General features: G+C 67.0%; 18 protein-coding genes. 14 read left to right on the forward strand and 4 right to left on the reverse strand.

Going from position 1 to position 18357, the window contains the following annotated elements; genetic code table 11:
• Positions 1–8 precede the first annotated feature (8 nt).
• Complete coding sequence (locus ACHAA4_RS06180) at positions 9–1211, reverse strand: MFS transporter (RefSeq protein ID WP_435773315.1); 1203 nt, start codon at positions 1209–1211, stop codon at positions 9–11.
• Between the two features lie 167 nt (positions 1212–1378).
• Between ACHAA4_RS06180 and ACHAA4_RS06185 the strand changes: the two genes are divergently transcribed.
• The 14 genes from ACHAA4_RS06185 (at position 1379) to ACHAA4_RS06250 (ending at position 14523) form a co-directional block, all read left to right on the forward strand.
• The gene (locus tag ACHAA4_RS06185; RefSeq protein WP_435773316.1) at positions 1379–1984 is read left to right on the forward strand and encodes a TetR/AcrR family transcriptional regulator; all 606 of its coding nucleotides are present in this window, start codon (positions 1379–1381) and stop codon (positions 1982–1984) included.
• 240 nt (positions 1985–2224) lie between these two features.
• A complete protein-coding gene (locus ACHAA4_RS06190; RefSeq protein WP_435773317.1) occupies positions 2225–2644 on the forward strand; it encodes a hypothetical protein in 420 nt (139 codons plus the stop codon).
• A gap of 105 nt (positions 2645–2749) precedes the next feature.
• Positions 2750–3571: an HAD family hydrolase gene (locus ACHAA4_RS06195; RefSeq protein ID WP_435773318.1), complete on the forward strand. Its 822-nt coding sequence runs from the start codon at positions 2750–2752 to the stop codon at positions 3569–3571.
• Between the two features lie 277 nt (positions 3572–3848).
• The gene (phnD, locus tag ACHAA4_RS06200; protein ID WP_435773319.1) at positions 3849–4880 is read left to right on the forward strand and encodes a phosphate/phosphite/phosphonate ABC transporter substrate-binding protein; all 1032 of its coding nucleotides are present in this window, start codon (positions 3849–3851) and stop codon (positions 4878–4880) included.
• Between the two features lie 114 nt (positions 4881–4994).
• Positions 4995–5774: a phosphonate ABC transporter ATP-binding protein gene (gene phnC, locus ACHAA4_RS06205; protein WP_435773320.1), complete on the forward strand. Its 780-nt coding sequence runs from the start codon at positions 4995–4997 to the stop codon at positions 5772–5774.
• Between the two features lie 3 nt (positions 5775–5777).
• Positions 5778–6806: a phosphonate ABC transporter, permease protein PhnE gene (gene phnE, locus ACHAA4_RS06210; protein WP_435773321.1), complete on the forward strand. Its 1029-nt coding sequence runs from the start codon at positions 5778–5780 to the stop codon at positions 6804–6806.
• Positions 6803–7888: a phosphonate ABC transporter, permease protein PhnE gene (gene phnE / locus ACHAA4_RS06215; RefSeq protein WP_435773322.1), complete on the forward strand. Its 1086-nt coding sequence runs from the start codon at positions 6803–6805 to the stop codon at positions 7886–7888. Before phnE (ACHAA4_RS06210) ends, phnE (ACHAA4_RS06215) begins: the two co-directional genes overlap by 4 nt.
• 93 nt (positions 7889–7981) lie before the next feature.
• On the forward strand, positions 7982–8404 hold the full coding sequence (locus tag ACHAA4_RS06220) for a DUF3151 domain-containing protein (RefSeq protein ID WP_435773323.1): 423 nt from the start codon (positions 7982–7984) through the stop codon (positions 8402–8404).
• Between the two features lie 36 nt (positions 8405–8440).
• Complete coding sequence (locus ACHAA4_RS06225; RefSeq protein ID WP_435773324.1) at positions 8441–9091, forward strand: thymidine kinase; 651 nt, start codon at positions 8441–8443, stop codon at positions 9089–9091.
• Positions 9092–9198: 107 nt separating this feature from the next.
• On the forward strand, positions 9199–10488 hold the full coding sequence (locus tag ACHAA4_RS06230; protein ID WP_435773325.1) for an adenylosuccinate synthase: 1290 nt from the start codon (positions 9199–9201) through the stop codon (positions 10486–10488).
• Between the two features lie 229 nt (positions 10489–10717).
• Positions 10718–11104 carry a sortase gene (locus tag ACHAA4_RS06235; protein WP_435773458.1) on the forward strand — a complete coding sequence of 129 codons (387 nt, stop codon included), beginning with the start codon at positions 10718–10720 and terminating at the stop codon, positions 11102–11104.
• Between the two features lie 118 nt (positions 11105–11222).
• Positions 11223–12581: a tyrosine-protein kinase domain-containing protein gene (locus ACHAA4_RS06240; RefSeq protein ID WP_435773326.1), complete on the forward strand. Its 1359-nt coding sequence runs from the start codon at positions 11223–11225 to the stop codon at positions 12579–12581.
• On the forward strand, positions 12578–13231 hold the full coding sequence (locus tag ACHAA4_RS06245) for an arsenate reductase/protein-tyrosine-phosphatase family protein (protein ID WP_435773327.1): 654 nt from the start codon (positions 12578–12580) through the stop codon (positions 13229–13231). Before ACHAA4_RS06240 ends, ACHAA4_RS06245 begins: the two co-directional genes overlap by 4 nt.
• Positions 13228–14523 (forward strand): O-antigen ligase family protein, encoded by a 1296-nt coding sequence (locus ACHAA4_RS06250; protein ID WP_435773328.1) that lies wholly within the window; start codon positions 13228–13230, stop codon positions 14521–14523. Before ACHAA4_RS06245 ends, ACHAA4_RS06250 begins: the two co-directional genes overlap by 4 nt.
• Here ACHAA4_RS06250 and ACHAA4_RS06255 read toward each other — a convergent pair.
• The 3 genes from ACHAA4_RS06255 to acs are packed head-to-tail and all read right to left on the reverse strand — an operon-like array spanning position 14489 to position 18356.
• The gene (locus ACHAA4_RS06255; RefSeq protein ID WP_435773329.1) at positions 14489–15025 is read right to left on the reverse strand and encodes a CoA-binding protein; all 537 of its coding nucleotides are present in this window, start codon (positions 15023–15025) and stop codon (positions 14489–14491) included. The two genes, ACHAA4_RS06250 and ACHAA4_RS06255, sit on opposite strands and share 35 nt — an antisense overlap.
• The gene (locus tag ACHAA4_RS06260) at positions 15022–16320 is read right to left on the reverse strand and encodes an O-acetylhomoserine aminocarboxypropyltransferase/cysteine synthase family protein (RefSeq protein ID WP_435773330.1); all 1299 of its coding nucleotides are present in this window, start codon (positions 16318–16320) and stop codon (positions 15022–15024) included. The genes ACHAA4_RS06255 and ACHAA4_RS06260 overlap by 4 nt, the downstream gene beginning before the upstream one ends.
• Entirely contained in the window at positions 16317–18356 is a 2040-nt protein-coding gene (gene acs, locus ACHAA4_RS06265; protein ID WP_435773459.1) for an acetate--CoA ligase, read from the reverse strand. Before acs ends, ACHAA4_RS06260 begins: the two co-directional genes overlap by 4 nt.
• Position 18357 lies beyond the last annotated feature (1 nt).

The raw sequence follows: 18357 nt of genomic DNA on the forward strand, positions 1-18357 counted from the left end.
CCACCCGATCACTTCTCTGCGCGACGCGTCCACGCCCCGATCATAGCGACGCATCCTCCGACCAGGCAGAGGCCCGCAGCCATGGCCCCCATGACGACCGGATTCCAGCTGCCCTGGACCAGTCCGAAGCCGGCTGAACCCACCGCCTGCCCCGTGGCCAGGGCGATGAACAACACGGAGGTGCCGGCCCCGGCGTGATCGGGCCAGACGCGGCGAGCCCAGAGGATCAGCACCCCGGACAGCGCCATATATCCCGCCCCGAACATCGCCAGGCTGGCATAGGCCGCCGGCCCGGACTCTGTCAGCAACGCCCACGCCAGGAGACCACTGGCGAGTGCGAGCACGCCCGCGGTGGCGCTGAAGCCGGAGTGTTCGCCTACGCGGGTCACTAGCACACCGGTGAAGGAGCCCAGCAGTCCGCCGATACCCAGTGCGATCCAGAGCCAGCCCACCTGATCCGCGGTGACCACGCCAGAGTCGGTGACGAGCAGCGGGCCGAAGGTCCAGATCAGCGCAGAGCCGGCGCCGGCGACGACGGCGGCGGTTGCCGGCTCAAGCAGGTTCCGCCACGCAGGCCTGGTCCTCGTGGAAGAGGCCGGCCCAGAGCTGGAACCGTCGCCCCCAGTCGAGGCGCCTCCGGCCAGTTCGCCGGTCCGTTCGCCGACCCGTCCGGCAGCCTCTCGGCGGACCCCCAGATCCTTCCGACCCCGCAGCGGAAGGAGCACCGCCGCTGCGGCGGCTGCGGAGAGCCCGGCCATCACCATCCACGCAGAGCCGACCGACGGCGCGAGGAACGCGACCACTCCTGCACCGATCACGCCCACGCCGGTTCCGGTGTTCACCACCGATTGGGCGGTGGACCGCGCTCGCAGAGCGACCACGGCGTCGATGACCGGCACCAGCGCGGGGGAGGCGAAGCCCCCGCCCATCCCGGCGATCACCACCGAGGCGACGAAGGAGATCGGCTCCGAGGCCACGGCCACTCCGAGTGAGCCCAGCGTCGCGGTGGCTCCTGCCAGGACAAGCCCCACCCGTGGACGGCGGTCCACCAGTCGTGCCGCGATCACCGCGGCCACCGAGTACGCGATGAACTGCGCCGCCGCGGCCCAGCCGAGCACCTCGAGGAGTTCAGGCCGTTCGGCCGCCAGCCTCGGAGCAAAGAGCCCGACGCCGAAGCGGGCCATCCCGTACGTCGCGGCAATCAGCAGCATGCCCGACACCGCGGTGCCGAGGCCTGATCGTGGGGGTACGTGACCGCGCGCTGGTGCAGCAGCAGGGGCGGCAGTTTGCCCAGTGATGTCGAGCATGATGATCCTTTGGTCTCGGTTCGAACGATGTATAACGATCGTTTCACTGAAGCGAACGTTATACTACATTCATGTCGAACCCACAGCTGACCCGCACCCGGATCCTCGACGCGGCAGAGGGACTCTTCTTCCACGAGGGCATCGCGAGCACCGGTGTCGATCGCGCCGCCGCGGCCGCGGGGGTCTCGATCGTCACGCTCTATAAGCACTTCGGATCCAAGGACAACCTGCTGCGCGAGATCCTCGCCCGCCGGCTCCAGGTCTGGAGTGCGCACTGGGAATCGGCGGTCGCGGCGGCGGAATCACCGCGCGAACGCGTGCTCGCCATCTTCGATGCGATTGAGACCTTCCGTGCGTCGGCGGGGGCGACGCAGTGGTGCTGCTTCCTGGCTACCGCCTCGGAGCGACCGGCCCCGACCCCGGGCAGTGAGGATCCGGTCTTCGACCTGGTCCGTCAAGACACCGACATGGTCACCGAACGGCTGACCTCTCTCGCCGCGGAGGCCGGCTTCTCGGACCCAGAGTCGAGTGCAGCAGCGATCCTGTTGGTCTACAACGGGGTGCTTGCCAGCCTGCTGCGCGGGCTTCCTGCGGATCCGGTGGCCACAGGCCGGATGACGGCGGGTCTGATCCTCGACACCTGGGGCGGCCCGCCCGTCGTCGTTCCCAGCACGTAGCCCGAGCGAGAAAATCGTAGAGCTGCAGGAAGTCGTAGCGCTTCAGTACTACGACAATGCAACAGCTCTACGATAATTTGCCCGGCGGTGCAGGCAGCTGCCGCCGCCGCGAACCGGGACTCCGCGGGGGAGGGTTCGAGTGAGGGAATGGCCGCACCCTCGGTAGGGTTAAGGCTTGGGAAATCGTCTTCAACGGCCCCGCCTCAGGGAGCCGGACGCCCACAACAGTCGGAGAACCTCATGAACATTTCCACCCTCGCCCTGCGCACCGTCCCCGGAGCCTTCATCCTCAACGCCGGCATCGGCAAGCTCGGCCTCGACGCTGAGTCCGCCGCCGGCATGCAGGGCATGGCCGCCACCGGCGTGCCCGCCGTCAAGAAGCTCTCTCCCGAGCAGTTCGGCAAGGCCCTGGCCTGGGGCGAGATCGCCCTCGGCAGCGCCCTGCTGACGCCCTTCGTGAGCAACCGGGTCGCCGGCCTCGCGCTCGGCGGCTTCGCCGCCGGCATGCTCAGCATGTACTTCCGCAACGACGGCATGACCGAGTCCGACGGCGTCCGCCCCACCCAGGACGGCACCCCGCTGGCCAAGGACGCCTGGCTCGCCGCCATCGCCATCGCATTGGTCAGCTCCGGCAAGAAGGCCAGCCGCAAGAAGAAGTGAACCGCCTGGATTCGGCTGGCCGACGACTGACCCCGTGAATCCGTTCCGTGAAGCCTTTCCGGGGATCTGGCCCGGCCACGCTGACCCTCGCAGAAAGCGACGTGTATGACCCGCGAGAAGCTGCTCCTGCTCGATTTCGACGGCACTCTCTGCCTCGGTGACGCCCCGGTCCTCTTTTACGCCGACCGCGTCGACGCACTCCTGGCGGAACGCGGCCTGAGCGGACGCTTCACGGACACCAGCGTCCACGAGATCGTGACGCGCGCCTTCGCGGAGAACTCCCTGCTGGCCCCGCAGATCCAGTACGACGACGCCGGGGTTCCGCTCACCGTGGGCAGCGAGGCCACCCATGATGACGCCAAGGCGCATCCGGTCTCCTGGCCGCTGCAGGACGGCTATCAGCTGGTCCAGCTGCTGGCCCGCCAGGCCGGGCTCACCGACGCCGATTCCGGACAGTCCTTCCGGGCGGCGCGGCTGGATCTGCTGGCCCATGGGCTGGAGAACACCGACGTCCACGCGCCGTCTGGGGCCCAGGAGCTGCTCGCCGAGACCCGGCGGCGCGCCGTCGTCGTGCTGGTGACGAACTCGCCGGCGGACGCATTCGAGCCCTGGCTGACGACGCTGGGGCTCAGCGACGCCTTCGACCTGGTCATCAACGACGCGCGCAAACCCCTCGGCATGCCCGCGGCGCTGGACCGCGCCCGGGCTGCCGGCGGGGGTGCCGGGGAGCTGGTCGCCCCGGACCAGGTGCTCTCCGCCGGGGACATCTGGGCCAACGACCTCGAACACGTGCACGCCCTGGGCGGCACCACGGTGCTGATCGACCGATTCGGCACCGGCCTGGGCACCCCCGATCATCGAGTGCAGGACTTCGACGCCGTCGCCCGGGCGATCGAGGCATGGTCACACAGCGCCGCGACGGTCTGACCGGCAGCTCCGTCCCACGCACCAAGACTGCCCATCATGTAATCAGCGTCACATGGAAAACACCACTGTGTTAACAGTGCGTGACAGGTTGACCAACTGGCCTGTTCCAGGTGGAGGGCTCAGCAGCGCGCCCCTAAAGTGAATTGTGGAATCGCACGAGGTCAGCGGCATGACGCTGCCGACCCCACGCGTGACTCTCCGGACTTCGACGCGCCTGACGTGCGGCGATGCGCAGCACCGGGGTCGCCCTGGCATCTTGATGAAGAGGAAATTCCATATGCGTAAGAAGACTTTGTCCACGTTCGCCCTGGCGAGCGTGCTGACTCTGACCATGGCCGGCTGTGTGGCTGAAGAGGGCGAGACCGGCGGCGACGAGGAGGCCGAAGCGGGCGACTCCGAGACTGCTGAGATCAGCAGCGTCGACGAGATCGTCATCGCGCTCGTCCCCTCCAACGACGTCGACAACATCGTCGAGAGCGCCGAGCCGCTGGCCGACGCGCTCAGCGACGCGCTTGACGGCTTCCCAGTCCGCGCGGAAGAGACCCAGGACTACCTGGGCGCCATCACTGCCATGCAGACCGGCGATGCGCAGGTCGTGATGTCCGGACCCGTGGGCATGATCCAGGCCGAGGAGCAGGCCGACGCCGTGCCGATCACCCAGTCGGTGCGCTACGGCTCAGAGGTCTACGTGACCCAGTGGTTCACCAACGACCCCGACACCTACTGCATGGATGAGCCGGTCGACGTCCCCGACGACGAGGGCAACACCATGCTCTTCTGCAACGGAACCGATGAGGCCGAGCCCGGAGCCGTCGGCACCGAGGCGCTGGAGATGATCGAAGAGGGCACCACCGTCTCCTACGTGGACCAGGGCTCCGCCTCGGGCTACTACTACCCGGCCACCCAGCTCAACGATCTGCTCGGCTTCGCTCCGGGTGAGGGTGATATCGACGAGCAGTTCGCCGGCAGCCACGACAACTCCGTGATCAACGTCTACAACGACAGTGCCACGATCGGCACCTCCTTCGATGACGCTCGCGAGAACGTCGTCGCGGAGAACCCCGATGTGGGTGAAGAGGTCGTCGTCTTCGCCTGGGCCGGTCCGATCCCGAATGACGGCATCGTTGTCTCCTCCGAGTTCACCGAAGACGAGCAGCAGGTCCTGACCGATGCCTGGCTCGCCGTGGCCGAGGACGAGGACGGCCTTGCCGCACTCGACGAGGTCTACGAGATCGAGGGCATGGTCGAAGCCGACCAGGAAGCGCTGGACGGTGCTCGCCAGGTCTACAACGACTTCGGCGATGAGTGACCTCTAGAACCCCCTCAGAGAGGAACCAGTCCTCCAGCAGTCGGTGACCCGGGTGCGCAGCTCCTACGCTTGAGGCGTGAGCTGCGCACCCGGACCCGGCTAGGACACCAGATCATGATCACTTTCGAGAACATCGACGTCGTCTACCCCAATGGCTTCAAGGGGCTGAGCAACGTCAACCTGCAGATCAACAAGGGCGAGTTCGTCGCCATCGTGGGGCTCTCAGGCGCTGGCAAGTCCACGCTGATCCGCACCGTCAACGGACTCGTCCCCTTCACCTCGGGCACCCTGACCGTCGGCGACGTCGTCGTGGACCCGCGCAGCAAGGCCAAGCTGCGCCGGCTGCGCTCGCGGGTGGGGATGATCTTCCAGTCCTTCAACCTCGTCACCCGGGTCTCCGTGCTGAACAATGTGCTGGTCGGGCGCTCTGCGGAGACCCCCACCTGGCGTTCGTTGCTCGGCTGGTACCGCGCCGAGGACAAGGAGCTCGCGTTCCAGTCCCTGGAGCGCGTCGGGATCGTGGACAAGGCCTATATGCGGGCTTCCTCGCTCTCCGGCGGCCAGCAGCAGCGTGTGGCCATCGCCCGCGTGCTCGCCCAGGATCCCGAGGTGATCCTCGCCGACGAGCCGGTCGCCTCCCTGGATCCGCCCACCGCACATAAGGTGATGCGAGACCTGCGCCGGATCCAGCAGGAGCTGGGCATCACCACCATCGTCAACATGCACCACCTCGACCTGGCCCGCAGCTACGCCGATCGCATCATCGGGATGCGCGCCGGAGAGGTGGTCTTCGACGGTCCCGTGGACGAGGCCACCGACGCGGTCATCGAAGAGGTCTACCAGCGCTCGCTGACCGCCGAGGACGTCGTCACGGCTGAAGCGACCCGGGAGTAAGGCGTGGTCACCACCACCGCGGCGGGCCGCTCCGCCGCTCAGACTTCGACGACGGTCCGACCCGAGCCACCACGGCCCAGCGGCCTGATCTATCTGGGTCTCGCTGGACTCGCAGTGCTTGCGTTCATCGTCTTCTGGGTCATCCAGGAGTCTGGGGACGTGCTGCTGATCCCACTGGGCTTCGTGACCCTGTGGGCGCCGCTGAACCCGGTCATCGGTCTGGTCGTGATGCTGGTGGCGCTCGCGGTCTGCTTCAAGGCCAGGATCGCCACGATGGCGGCCTTCGGAACCGTCGCCTTCATCATCATGAGCTACTGGGCCGGTGCCACCGTCGGCTTCACGCTGCTGGAGATCCCCGAACGCTGGTCCAACGTGGAACCGCGGCTCATGGCGTTCCTGGATCCCAACTGGAGCTACATCTGGACCGTCCGGGACCAGTGGCTGATCACCATCTCCATGGCCGTGGTGGCGACGCTGATCGGCTGCGCCATCGGGCTCGTGCTGGCCATGTTCGCCTCGCCGGTCTCGAGCCCCAACAAGGGCGTCTCGCAGGCGATCAAGGCCGTGAACTCGGTGATCCGCTCGATCCCGGATGTCGGCTGGGCGCTGCTCTTCGTCGCGTTCATCGGCGGCACCGCGCACGGGCTGGGCCCCATGGCGGGCATCCTGGCGCTGCTGATGTTCAACATCGGCATCGTCGCCAAGCTGCTCAGCGAGACCATCGACGCCGTCAACCCAGGCCCCGTGGAGGCCGCCGACGCCTCCGGCGCGAACCTGACTCAGCGCAACCGGCTCGCGATCCTGCCCCAGGTGCTGCCCGGGTTCGTGTCCTACGGGCTCTACGTCTTTGAACTGAACATCCGCGCCTCGGCGGCGCTGGGCATCGTCGGAGTGGGTGGCATCGGTTCGGCCATGATGCTGCAGCTGAACCGCTTCCAATTCGAGAACGTCGCCGCCATCCTGATCGCGCTGATCGTCGTGGTGCTGCTGGTCGACATGTTCTCCATGTACATCCGGAGGAAGCTGCTGTGAGCAATCGAGGAACCAATGCCGGTCCGGGCAGCGCCTCAAGACCCGAGCCAAGCTCCGAGCCGAGCACCGAGCCGAGCACCGAGCAGCGCACGGAGCCCCGGCCTGAGCCACGCTTCGCCCCGGATGCGCTGGACCGGCGCCCCGTCAAGCCCTCCAAGCTCGGCTACAACGTGGGCATGCTGGTCGTCGGGATCATCTTCATCGCCGCGATCTACGGGACCGGCATGGACGTCAGCGCGCTGGTGGAGCTGCCGGCCAGCATCATCCAATACGGCCAGCTCATGGCCGCCGGCGTCTTCCAGATCCCGGACGAGACCGTGGCCGGCTACTGGAGCCAGTCCTTCGGTGCGGTGTTCGAGTCCGTGGCGATCGCCTGGGTCGGCACGATGGTCGGTGCGCTGTTCTCACTGCCGCTGGGATTCATGGCCGCGCGCAACATGTCCCCGCTGCCGGTGTACGTCGTGGTCCGCTTCATCCTCTCCGTGATCCGCGCGGTGCCCGAGATCATCTTCGCCATCGCGATCATGCTCCCGCTCTTCGGCTTCGGCTCCGGCGGCGGCGGAGCGCTCGCCGGAGCCATGGCGCTGGGCATAAGCTCCATCGGCACGCTCTCGAAGCTCATCTCCGAGGCCATCGAAGCGGTCGACGACGGCCCGCTGGAGTCCTCCCGGGCCTCGGGGAGCAATCACCTGCAGCTGATTCGCTGGGCGGTGCTGCCCCAGGTGATGCCTGAGGTCATCGCGATCTGGCTCTACCGCTTCGAGGTCAACATCCGCGCCTCGGCGATCCTCGGTGTGCTGGGGGCCGGCGGCATCGGCTCGCTGCTCTCCACGGTCTTCGGCGCCCGCGACTGGGACCGGATCGGCATCGTGCTGGTCGTGATCATCGTGGTCACCATGCTGGTGGACCAGATCTCCGCGTTCATACGGCATCGCGTGATCCACGGTGCAGGCGTGCGCAGCGACGGGGGAGAGCCCCAGGAAGACGACGACGACGGCGCCCCCGATCCGGGCCCAGCCACCGGCACATCGGTCCAGGACGATCCGGCCCCGAAGTCGACTCGAGCCGCCGCCGGTCTCTGACCGAGGTTCCCTCTGGGGAACCGACGGTGAGGCCCGCAGGACCGGGCGCGGACGGCGAATTTCGTGGAGGAATCTTGGCAGTAGGATGTGGCCATGAGCATCGTTGGTCAAAATTTGATGGAGCCGGAGCCCACGCTGCTTCCGGCTGAACCTGAAGTCTCCGAATCGCTGGCCACCGGCGAGGAGCCCGTGGATCTCGCGGCGAAGCACCCGGAGTCCTCACTGGTGTGGGCGCTGCTCGCCGAGGACGCGCTGGACCAGGGCTACACCGTGGAGGGCTACGCCTACGCCCGCGTCGGCTATCACCGCGGCCTCGACGTGCTGCGTCGCTCCGGCTGGCGCGGTGCCGGTCCGGTCCCGTGGAGCCATGAGCCCAACCGCGGCTTCCTGCGTGCCCTCGGGGCGCTGGGTCAGGCTGCGGCCGCCATCGGCGAGACCGCCGAGGTTGAGCGCATCACCACGCTGCTGCGTGACTGCGACGCTTCAGCCCCCGAGGCGATCAGCCGCCTGCGCTGACTCTGGAGGTGACCGCGCTGAGGGGTTGTTCCAAGAATGGCTAAGCTCTATTTCCGTTACGGTGCGATGAATTCAGGCAAGTCCACCGGATTGTTGCAGGCGGCGTTCAACTATGAGGAACGCGGACAACGAGTTCTGCTCACCAAGCCTCAGGTCGATACCAAAGGTGAGGACGAGATCGTCTCCCGCCTGGGAGTCACCCGCAATGTCGACTTCCTCATCCCGGCGCAGGCTCGGCTTCGCGAACTGGTGGCGCAGCATGCTGCCGGCACTACCCCGGGGACGCTGCTCGATGAGATGGAAGCCGAGTCCGGGGCGCTGAACCGCCAGATCAAACCGGTGGCCTGCTTGTTGGTCGATGAGGCCCAGTTCCTCACTCCGGCACAGGTGGAGGACCTGCTGCGCATCGCCGTGCTCGACGACGTCCCCGTCCTTGCCTACGGCATCCGCACTGATTTCCGCACGATGGCTTTCCCCGGCTCGGCCCGGCTGATGGACCTCGCCCATGCACTGGAGGAGCTCAAGACCATCTGCCGCTGCGGGCGCAAGGCCGTCTTCAACACCCGCCGCGCCGGGGACGCGATCATCTTCGACGGTGACCAGGTAGCGATCGACGGCACAGACATCTGGTACGAGTCCCTCTGCGCGGCCTGCTACCTGGAGGCCTCGGACGGCCGGCTGGGCTGAGTCGTGCCCGGTCCAAACCCCGCGCCGACCGACGTTGGTAGGATCTTCAGGGACGCCTTTGCTGTTGCGGGTGCTCCCAGACCAGCTCAGCTCGGGAAAGGACTGCCATGCCAGCCATTGTGATCGTCGGAGCCCAGTGGGGCGACGAAGGTAAGGGCAAAGCCACGGACCTGCTCGGTTCACGGGTTGACTACGTGGTGAAGCCCAATGGCGGCAACAATGCAGGCCACACAGTCGTCGTCGGCGGCGAGAAGTTCGAGCTCAAGCTCCTTCCCGCCGGAATCCTGTCTCCGAACGCCGTCCCGGTGATCGGCAACGGCGTCGTCGTGAACCTGGAGGCGCTCTTCCACGAGATCGACGGCCTCGAGGCGCGCGGTGCAGACACCTCCAAGCTGAAGATCTCGGCAAACGCTCACCTGGTGGCGCCCTATCACCAGACCATGGACAAGGTCACCGAGCGATTCCTCGGCAAGCGGGCCATCGGCACCACCGGCCGTGGCATCGGTCCCACGTACATGGACAAGGTCGCCCGCCTCGGCATCCGGGTGCAGGACATCTTCGACGAGTCGATCCTTCGGCAGAAGATCGAGGGCGCGCTGCGCCAGAAGAATGAGCTCCTGGTCAAGCTGTATAACCGTCGGGCCATCGCCGTCGATGAGATCGCCGAGTACTTCCTGGACTTCGCCGAACGGCTCCGGCCCATGGTCGTCGACACCACCATCCTGCTCAACGACGCGCTGGACCGCGGCGAGGTCGTGCTGATGGAGGGTGGTCAGGCGACCTACCTGGACGTTGACCACGGCACCTACCCGTTCGTGACCTCATCCAACCCGACGGCGGGCGGCGCGTCCGTCGGTTCGGGCATCGGGCCCACGCGGATCAAGCGCTCGATCGGCATCGTCAAGGCCTACACCACCCGTGTGGGCGCCGGACCGTTCCCGACCGAGCTCTTCGACGAGTGGGGCGAGTACCTGCAGAAGACCGGCGGGGAGTTCGGGGTCAACACCGGACGTCCGCGGCGCTGCGGCTGGTACGACGCCGTGATGGCGCGCTATGCCTCGCGCATCAACGGCTTCACTGACTTCTTCCTGACCAAGCTCGACGTGCTCACCGGCATCGAAGAGATTCCGGTCTGCGTCGCCTACGAGGTCGACGGCGTCCGCCACGATGAGATGCCGATGACCCAGACCGAGTTCCACCACGCGAAGCCGGTCTTCGAGAACTATCCCGGTTGGACCGAGGACATCTCTGGTGCCCGGACGCTGGAGGACCTCCCCGAGAACGCCCGGAACTACGTGCTTGCCCTGGAGAAGCTCAGCGGCTGCCGGATCTCTGGTGTGGGCGTCGGCCCGGGTCGCGATCAGGTCATTGCGATCCACGACCTCATCGAGGACTGAGGATTCGCGCATCGAGGTGCGGGAGAACCCCACAATAGAGGGTCCCGAGATGAGGGAAGCAGTACCAAGAGAATCGAGGCCTCGGCGTCCAGGGAGACACGGGCCCTGTAGACGTTGGACCGCTTTCTTCCAGCTTCGCGACGTCGTCTGCGTCCAGTGGCGCCGGAGGGAACTACGGCACGGTGAATCCGGGTGCTGTCGGTGAGCACGCCAGAGCATCGGCGGTCCTCTGCTCCATGGAGTTGAGCTTGGGGAGGGTGATCTCTTCTCCCTCGAGGTCTTCGGGGAGAACCTGGCCTACGGGGGAGACCCGCGAACCCAGGTGTTGGAGCCTGACGAGACCGAGTCGCTGTATCGGGAGGCGGGACGTGACCTCGTCACGCTGGTCACCTGTACGCCGCTGGGGCTAAACACGCATCGAATTCTGGTTACCGCCGAACGTACCTTTGAAGAATACGACGCACCAAAGTTCTCCCCGTGGGAATCTTTTGATCTGCCCATGCACGGGTGGGCGCTCATCCTTTCTCCGGCGCTTCTTCTGCAGATCATTTGTCTGCGCAGAACCACGGCAAAACAAGCCGGAGGGTCCGTGAAGATCGCGGACACGCGACGCTGACGTCAGCGCCACCTGTCGCTGACGTCAGGCTTCGTCCGGAAGAAAGCTCTGTTCGATTCGTCTTTTGCCCCGTAATCTGTTCCTGACGTTGTCGTTTCCTGAAAAGAGCGGGCCCCCTATGGAGCTTCATCAGTATGTCCGAGTCCTCAAACGAGGGTGGCTGACGCTGGTCCTTTCTGCGCTGGTCGCCCTCGGAGCCGCCGCAGTCGTGGTCGCGTTGTTGCCCGCCACCTACGAGGCCGAGACTCGCATCTATGTCTCAGTTGATGATGCCGAGTCCTATGACCTGAGCCAGCGGTCGATCTACAGCCAGGAACTCGTGCGGAGCTTCGTCGAGCTCGCCCAGAGCTCAGCCGTGCTGGGGCCCGTGGTGGAGGACCTGGCCCTGGAAGAGACCCCGCGAGAGCTCGCCGATCGGATCAGCGTGGCCTCCCAGACCGGCACGGTCATCCTGGAGGTCACCGTCACCGACGACAACCCGGAGCAGGCCGCCGCGATCGCCACATCGATGACAGCTGCGCTCGACGACGTGGTCCAGGGCCTCACGACCTCCACGGAGGGCAGCGGAAGCGTCACCCTGACCACCGTGGAGGAGCCTTTCACCCCGGAGGGCCCCAGCTTCCCCCAGCCGATGAACATCCTGGGGCTCGGCCTCCTGGCCGGGCTCGCCATCGGAATCGTGCTGCTGGCGATGCGCGAGGTCCTCGACACCAAGGTGCGCAGCGAGGACGACATCGCGGAGCTCACCGACCAGGCGGTGCTCGGAGGCGTGCAGTACGACCGTCGACTGCAGAAGGGCCAGGTCATCGCGCACACCGATGTCGGCAGCCCGTTGACCGAATCTTTCAGCACCCTCGGTACGAACCTGCAGTTCCTCGCCGTGGGACAGTCCGCGCGCAGCTTCGTCATCTCCTCCGCGATCGAGGGGGAGGGGAAGTCCTCGATAGCGGTGAACCTGGCGATCAGCCTGCGCGACGCCGGCCACCGGGTCCTCCTGGTCGACGCGGATCTACGCCGACCCAGGGTTGCGCCGATGCTCGGGCTCGAGGGCGCTGTGGGTCTGACCGATGTGCTCAGCGGACGTGTGGATCTGCCCGACGTTGTCCAGCTGTGGGGACCCGACCAGCTGGAGGTGCTCCCCGCCGGGACGGTGCCGCCGAATCCCATCGAGCTCCTCGGCTCCGAGGCGATGGCCGAACTGGTCGCCGCGCTGCAGCAGGAGTACGAGATCGTCCTCTTTGACGCCCCGCCGCTGCTGCCGGTCAGCGACGCCCGCGTGCTCGGCGCGCACTGCTCCGGCGTGCTTCTGGTGGTCGCGGTCGGCAAGGTGCAGAAGCCGCAGCTGAAGAAGGCGATCGAGGCCCTGCGCCTCGTCGACGTGAAGCTCCTCGGACTGGTCCCCACGATGCTGCCCCCCAAGGCGATCGTCGGGTACAGCTCCGCATATCGTCAGCCGGTGGGGGTGGAATCGCGATGATGCCGGCCAGTGACGCCCCGTTCAGCGTTCTGGTGGTCTGCACCGGGAACGTCTGCCGCTCGCCCCAGACCGCGCAGCTGCTCCAGGCCAAGATCGAGGAAGCAGGAGAGCCCTGGCCGTCCTCGGTGGTGGTGGCCAGCGCCGGGACGCGGGCCTTGGAGGGATCTCCCATGGATGAGCACTCGGCGGGGCTCGCCGCGAAGCTCGGGGCCACGGGCACCGATCACAAGGCCCGGCAGCTCACCCCCGGGATGATCGAGGAGGCCGACCTGGTGCTCTGCATGGCACGCGAACACCGGAGCGGAGTGGTCCGTGCGGCACCGCGATCTTCCCGGAAGGCGTTTCTGCTGACCGAGTTCGCCGACCTGCTCGAAGGGGTCGAGCAGGCCTCCTCGCGTCAGTTCGAGCCGCTTCCTCCGCCGGGCCTGGGAGTCTCCGCGCCGTCCCTGCCGGAGCAGCTGCGTCAGGGCGTCGAGCGTGCTGCGGCGCAGCGCGGGCTGGTCCCACCCCGTGACCCGGACACCATAGACGTGCTGGATCCCTATCAGCGCAGCCCCAAGGTCTACCGGGAGTCTGCCGAACAGGTCCGGCTGTCTCTGGCCCGGATCCATGGATCCGTGCGGAAGCTGGCGCAGGGCGTGCCCTGGTGAGGTCGCTGAGGACCTGGTTCTTCTACGTCTATATCGCCTGCACGCTCGGGGTCAACGCGGTCATCCTCATCTCGTACGACCCCTCCGGAGGCGTCGCGGACAACTCGATCTTCTCTGCGACCTGGATCCTGCTGCATCTCTTGTCCGTGCTGGTGCTGCTGAGCTCCCGGGCGCTGAGCCCGGTGCCGGTCACCGTCGCACTGGGCATCGGGGGGCTCGTGGTCCTCAGCGCCGCCTGGTCAGTCTCGCCGATGGACTCGCTGATCTACGGAGCCATGGCCGCCGGCAACATCCTCGTCGCCTGCATGCTGGCCGCAGAGTACTCGCTGAACCAGATCGCTCGGATGTTTCTGAACGTGCTGACGGTGCTGGTTCTGGCCGGCATGGCATTTGCCCTCATCGGGCTTGAGCAGGTCATGGACTTCGACCCGCATGCTCGTTCCAACCTTCTCGGCGGGGAGAAGATCCGCGGGTTCTTCCAGCACAACATCATGGCCGGCTTCTACGCGGCCACCGGCGCCGTCCTGGCGATGACGCTGCTGCGCGGCCTCCGCCGGGTGCTGGTGCTCGCCGCCTTCATCGTCTTCGTCGTCTGGGCCGGATCGGCCACGGGTCTGCTGCTGGCCGGTGCCGCGGTGATCATCGTCCCGCTTGCCCAGCTGCTGGTGCCGCGCATCCCGCTGGGCGGGCTGCTCGCCGTCCTGGTGCCGCTGGGTGCCGCGGCGGGGGCTGTGCTGAACCAGGTCTGGGTGCCGCTGCTTGAAGCCATCGGGCGTGACCCGACCTTGACCGGGCGCACCGTGCTCTGGGAGTGGGGCGTGCGAGCCATCGTGGAGCGCCCGGTTCTCGGCTGGGGCTTCACCGGATACTTCAACTCACCCCAGGGCGCCATACCCAGCCTGTATGTGCCGGAGTTCGACGACTACGTGATCGCGCACTTCCACAACTCCTATATCCAGACCGCCGTCGACCTGGGCCTCCTGGGGCTGCTGGTGCTGATCCTGGTGCTCGGCTTCACGACCGGGGCCGCGTATCTCTACGCCCGCACCACCGATACCCGCACCGGTGTGGGACTGCTGATGGTGATGGTGATCTTCCTGATCGCCTCGCCCACCGAGTTTCTCTTCATCAACTACAACCACTTCGGCAGCTTCGCGCTGTTCACCCTGTTCTTCGGGCTGTTTCAGCACCGACGGATGAGGGCGCGGCCCCAGGAGATCGAGTCTCCCGGCGCCGCGCCCTCGAAGTCGGTCTCACTCAGCGGTCGAGGATCTGCCGTTTCGCAGAAATGACCCCGGTGTTGAAGCCGGCCAGGTGAAGGTTGCCGTGGAAGCGGCCGTGCTCGATCTTGATGCACCGGTTCTGCACCGCATTGAGCCCGGCGTCCTGGGCCACCTGCATGGCCTCGTCGGAATGGATCCCGAGCTGCGCCCAGATGGTCTTCGCGCCGATCTCGGCAGCCTCCTGGGCGATCCCCGGGACGTCGTCGGGGCGGCGGAAGATGTCCACGATGTCAGGGACCTCGGGCAGGTCCTTGAGCGAGGCGTAGACCGGCTGGCCCAGCACCTCCTTGAGCCGCGGATTCACGAAGTACACGGTGTAGCTCGAGGAGCTCAGCAGGTAGGTCGCCACGAAGTAGCTGGCGCGCGCGGGCTTGTCCGACATGCCCACGATCGCCACCGACTTGGCGCTGCGCAGCAGCTGCAGCCGGCGAGAGGGCGACGGCGCCTCCCAGCGGCCATGGGGACGTTCGGCCGTGGCCACGTCGTCGTGCTTCAACGTCTGCTCGCTCATGCCTTGTCTCCTTCGACTGCGGTGCTCAGTGCCTGGTCCAGATCCCAGATGATGTCGTCGACGTCTTCGATGCCGACCGAGATGCGTATCAGGTCCTCGGGGATTCCGGCCGCGGCCATCTGCTCCGGGGAGAGCTGCTGGTGGGTGGTCGATCCTGGGTGCAGGATCAAGGTGCGCACGTCTCCCACATTAGCCAGGTGGCTGGCCAGCTGCAGGGATTCGATGAAACGGGCGCCGGTGGCCCGGCCGCCGCGGATGCCGAAGCTGAACACCGAGCCCACGCCCTTGGGCAGCATCTCCTTGGCCCGGTCATGATCGGCGTGGGAGGGAAGTCCGGCGTAGTTGACGTAGTCCACCCGGTCATCGGCCTCGAGCCATTCGGCGACCTTCTGGGCGTTGGCGACGTGCTCGTCGATCCGCTGCGGGAGGGTCTCGATGCCTTGGATCAGGTTGAACGCGGCCTGCGGGCCCAAGGAAGGTCCGATGTCGCGCAGCTGCTCGGCGCGCAGCTTGGTCAGGAACCCGTACTCGCCGAAGTTGCCCCACCAGGAGAGTCCGCCATAGGAGGCCACCGGCTCGGTCATCGCAGGGAAGTTCCCGTTGTCCCAGGGGAACTCGCCGGACTCCACGATCACGCCGCCCAGGGTGGTGCCGTGACCACCCATGAACTTGGTCACCGAGTGGATCACGATGTCCGCGCCGTGTTCGAAGGGCCGGATCAGGTACGGGGTGGTCAGGGTGGAGTCCACCACGAGCGGTACGCCGTGCTTATGCGCGACTTCGGAGAGTCCGCGCAGGTCAGCGATGTCCGAGCTGGGGTTCGCGACGACCTCGGTGTAGAGGACCTTGGTGTTCTCCTGCATCGCGGCCTCGTAGTCCGCCGGCTCCAGCGAGTCCACGAAGGTGGTCTCGATCCCGAAGCGGCGCAGCGTGACGTCGAGCTGGGTGATCGTGCCGCCGTAGAGCTTCGAGCTGGCCACGATGTGGTCTCCGGACCCGCACAGCGCGGCGAAGACCAGGAATTCGGCGCTCATCCCGGAGGCGGTGGCCACCGCTCCGATGCCGCCCTCCAGCGAGGCCACGCGCTCTTCCAGCGCCGAGACCGTGGGGTTGCCGATCCTGGAGTAGATGTTCCCGTACTTCTGCAGCGCGAACAGGTTCGCGGCGTCATCGGTGTCCTTGAACACGAAGGAGGTCGACTGGTGGATGGGCACAGCACGCGATCCGTAGACGGCATCGGGGACGGCCCCGGCGTGCAGGGCGCGGGTGCGGAAGCCGAACTGGCGATCGCTCATGTAGCTACCTCTTCTCTTCTCGGCGCGGTCCCGCGCCGTTGGCAGATCTCTTCGATCTTCGGTACACAGGGTTCATTCTGCAGGCTGGTGGTGTCTCCCAGGGTCTCCCCGTCATGGAGCTGGGTCAGCAGTCGGCGCATGATCTTTCCGGAGCGGGTCTTGGGCACCTCCGGCACGGGGATCACCGTGCGCGGCTTCGCCACCGGACCGATCACCTCGCCGACATGGCTGCGCAGGGCGCCGAGCAGCTCATCCTCGGCCGCGCTGCCCGTCCCGCCGGCGGCGTCGAGACGCTCGCGGGCGGCGGTGGTCAGCACGGTGAAGGCGACGGCGGCGTGCCCGGTCATCGGATCGAACACCGGGCAGACCCCGGCCTCGACCACATCCGGATGGGAGATCAGCGCGGATTCGATCTCGATGGTGGAGAGCCGGTGTCCGGAGATGTTGATGACGTCATCGATCCGGCCCAGGATCCAGATGTCCCCGTCCTGATCCTTCCGCGCCCCGTCTCCGGCGAGGAACCAGCCCTGATCGGCGTACTTCTCCCAATAGGAGGTGAAGTAGCGTTCCGGATCGCCCCACACCGTCCTGGCCATCGAAGGCCCGGTGTGGGTGAGCACGATGTTGCCCTGCGTGCCCGCGGTCGCGGGCTGGCCGACCTCGTCGACGACGGCGGCGCCCCAGCCCGGCAGCTCGCGGGTCGCGGCCCCGGGCTTGAGCGAAGCATCCTCGGGCCGCGGGGAGAGCACCGTGGACCCGGATTCGGACTGCCACCAGGTGTCCACCATGGGAAGGGCCGGCTGGCCGGCGTCGTCGATGGTGTCACGGCCGATCTCACGGCGGATCCAGTGCCACGCCTCGGGGTTGACCGCCTCGCCCACGGTGCCCGCGAGCCGGATCGAGGAGAGGTCGTACTGCGCCGGCACGCCCTCGGGGAACCAGCCCATCAGCGAGCGGACCAGTGTGGGGGCGGTGTAGTAGGTGGTGACGCGATGGCGCTCGATGATCTCGAAGTGGCGGCCCTCATGCGGGGTGTTCGGGGTGCCCTCGAAGATCACCTGGGTGGCGCCCGCCGCCAGCGGACCGTAGATCTCGTAGGTGTGCGCGGTGACCCAGGCCAGGTCCGCGGTGCACCAGTGGACGTCCTCGGGGCGTCGAGCCGGGTCAGGGTGGGCGAAGAGTCGCAGGTAGGTGTAGAGCGCTCCGGTGAGGTACCCGCCGGTGGTGTGCACCAGGCCCTTGGGCTTGCCGGTGGTCCCGGAGGTGTACATGATGAACAGCTCGGTCTCGGCGTCGAAGAACTCCGGGGTGTGCTCGGTGGAGGCGGTCTCCACCACCTCGTGCCACCAGAGGTCTCGTCCTGGTGTCCATTCCACGACCGAATCGGTGCGGTTGATGACCAGGACGTGTTCGAGGTTGCCGCCATGTTCGGCGGTGGCCCCGGCGACGGCGGCATCAGCGTTGGCCTTAACCGGCACGGCCTTGCCACGGCGGAACTGTCCGTCGGTGGTGACCAGCAGCTTCGCCCCGGTGTCCTCGACGCGGAACTTCAGCGCCTCGGCGGAGAAACCGCCGAAGACCAGGGAATGCACCGCGCCGATCCTGGCGCAGGCCAGGGTGACCACGATGGTCTCGACGAGCACCGGGAGGTAGATCACCACACGGTCCCCGCGGGTGATGCCCATCGCGGTCAGCGCGTTCGCCGCCTGGTTGACCCGGCGTCCGAGCTCGGCATAGCTGACGTCCTCGCGGTCTCCGGGCTCGCCCTCGAAGTGCAGCGCGATCTTCTCCCCGCGTCCGGCGGCGACGTGCCGGTCCACGCAGTTCACCGCGGCATTCAGCGTCCCGCCCTCGTACCAGCCGATCGTCGGGCCGCGCCGGGTCACCGGGTTCGGCGGCGTCCAGGAACGGGTGGTCTCCCAGGGGGTCTCCCAGTCCAGGAGAGTCGCCGCGGCGGACCAGAACGCCAGGCGCTGGTCCTCATCCTGCGGGTCCGTCCACTGGTGGACGTCCGCGCCGAGCGGGTCTGCGGGCACG

It is taken from the genome of Nesterenkonia maliinae (genome assembly GCF_051262655.1).
Classification (GTDB): Bacteria; Actinomycetota; Actinomycetes; order Actinomycetales; family Micrococcaceae; genus Nesterenkonia.

Excerpts from the sequence above, each read along its gene's own strand:
- ACHAA4_RS06180 (WP_435773315.1), bottom strand. The coding sequence starts at position 1,211 with ATGCTGCTGATTGCCGCGACGTACGGGATGGCCCGCTTCGGCGTCGGG.
- ACHAA4_RS06185 (WP_435773316.1), top strand. The coding sequence starts at position 1,379 with ATGTCGAACCCACAGCTGACCCGCACCCGGATCCTCGACGCGGCAGAG.
- ACHAA4_RS06190 (WP_435773317.1), top strand. The coding sequence starts at position 2,225 with ATGAACATTTCCACCCTCGCCCTGCGCACCGTCCCCGGAGCCTTCATC.
- ACHAA4_RS06195 (WP_435773318.1), top strand. The coding sequence starts at position 2,750 with ATGACCCGCGAGAAGCTGCTCCTGCTCGATTTCGACGGCACTCTCTGC.
- phnD (WP_435773319.1), top strand. The coding sequence starts at position 3,849 with ATGCGTAAGAAGACTTTGTCCACGTTCGCCCTGGCGAGCGTGCTGACT.
- phnC (WP_435773320.1), top strand. The coding sequence starts at position 4,995 with ATGATCACTTTCGAGAACATCGACGTCGTCTACCCCAATGGCTTCAAG.
- ACHAA4_RS06220 (WP_435773323.1), top strand. The coding sequence starts at position 7,982 with ATGAGCATCGTTGGTCAAAATTTGATGGAGCCGGAGCCCACGCTGCTT.
- ACHAA4_RS06225 (WP_435773324.1), top strand. The coding sequence starts at position 8,441 with ATGGCTAAGCTCTATTTCCGTTACGGTGCGATGAATTCAGGCAAGTCC.
- ACHAA4_RS06230 (WP_435773325.1), top strand. The coding sequence starts at position 9,199 with ATGCCAGCCATTGTGATCGTCGGAGCCCAGTGGGGCGACGAAGGTAAG.
- ACHAA4_RS06240 (WP_435773326.1), top strand. The coding sequence starts at position 11,223 with ATGGAGCTTCATCAGTATGTCCGAGTCCTCAAACGAGGGTGGCTGACG.
- ACHAA4_RS06245 (WP_435773327.1), top strand. The coding sequence starts at position 12,578 with ATGATGCCGGCCAGTGACGCCCCGTTCAGCGTTCTGGTGGTCTGCACC.
- ACHAA4_RS06255 (WP_435773329.1), bottom strand. The coding sequence starts at position 15,025 with ATGAGCGAGCAGACGTTGAAGCACGACGACGTGGCCACGGCCGAACGT.
- ACHAA4_RS06260 (WP_435773330.1), bottom strand. The coding sequence starts at position 16,320 with ATGAGCGATCGCCAGTTCGGCTTCCGCACCCGCGCCCTGCACGCCGGG.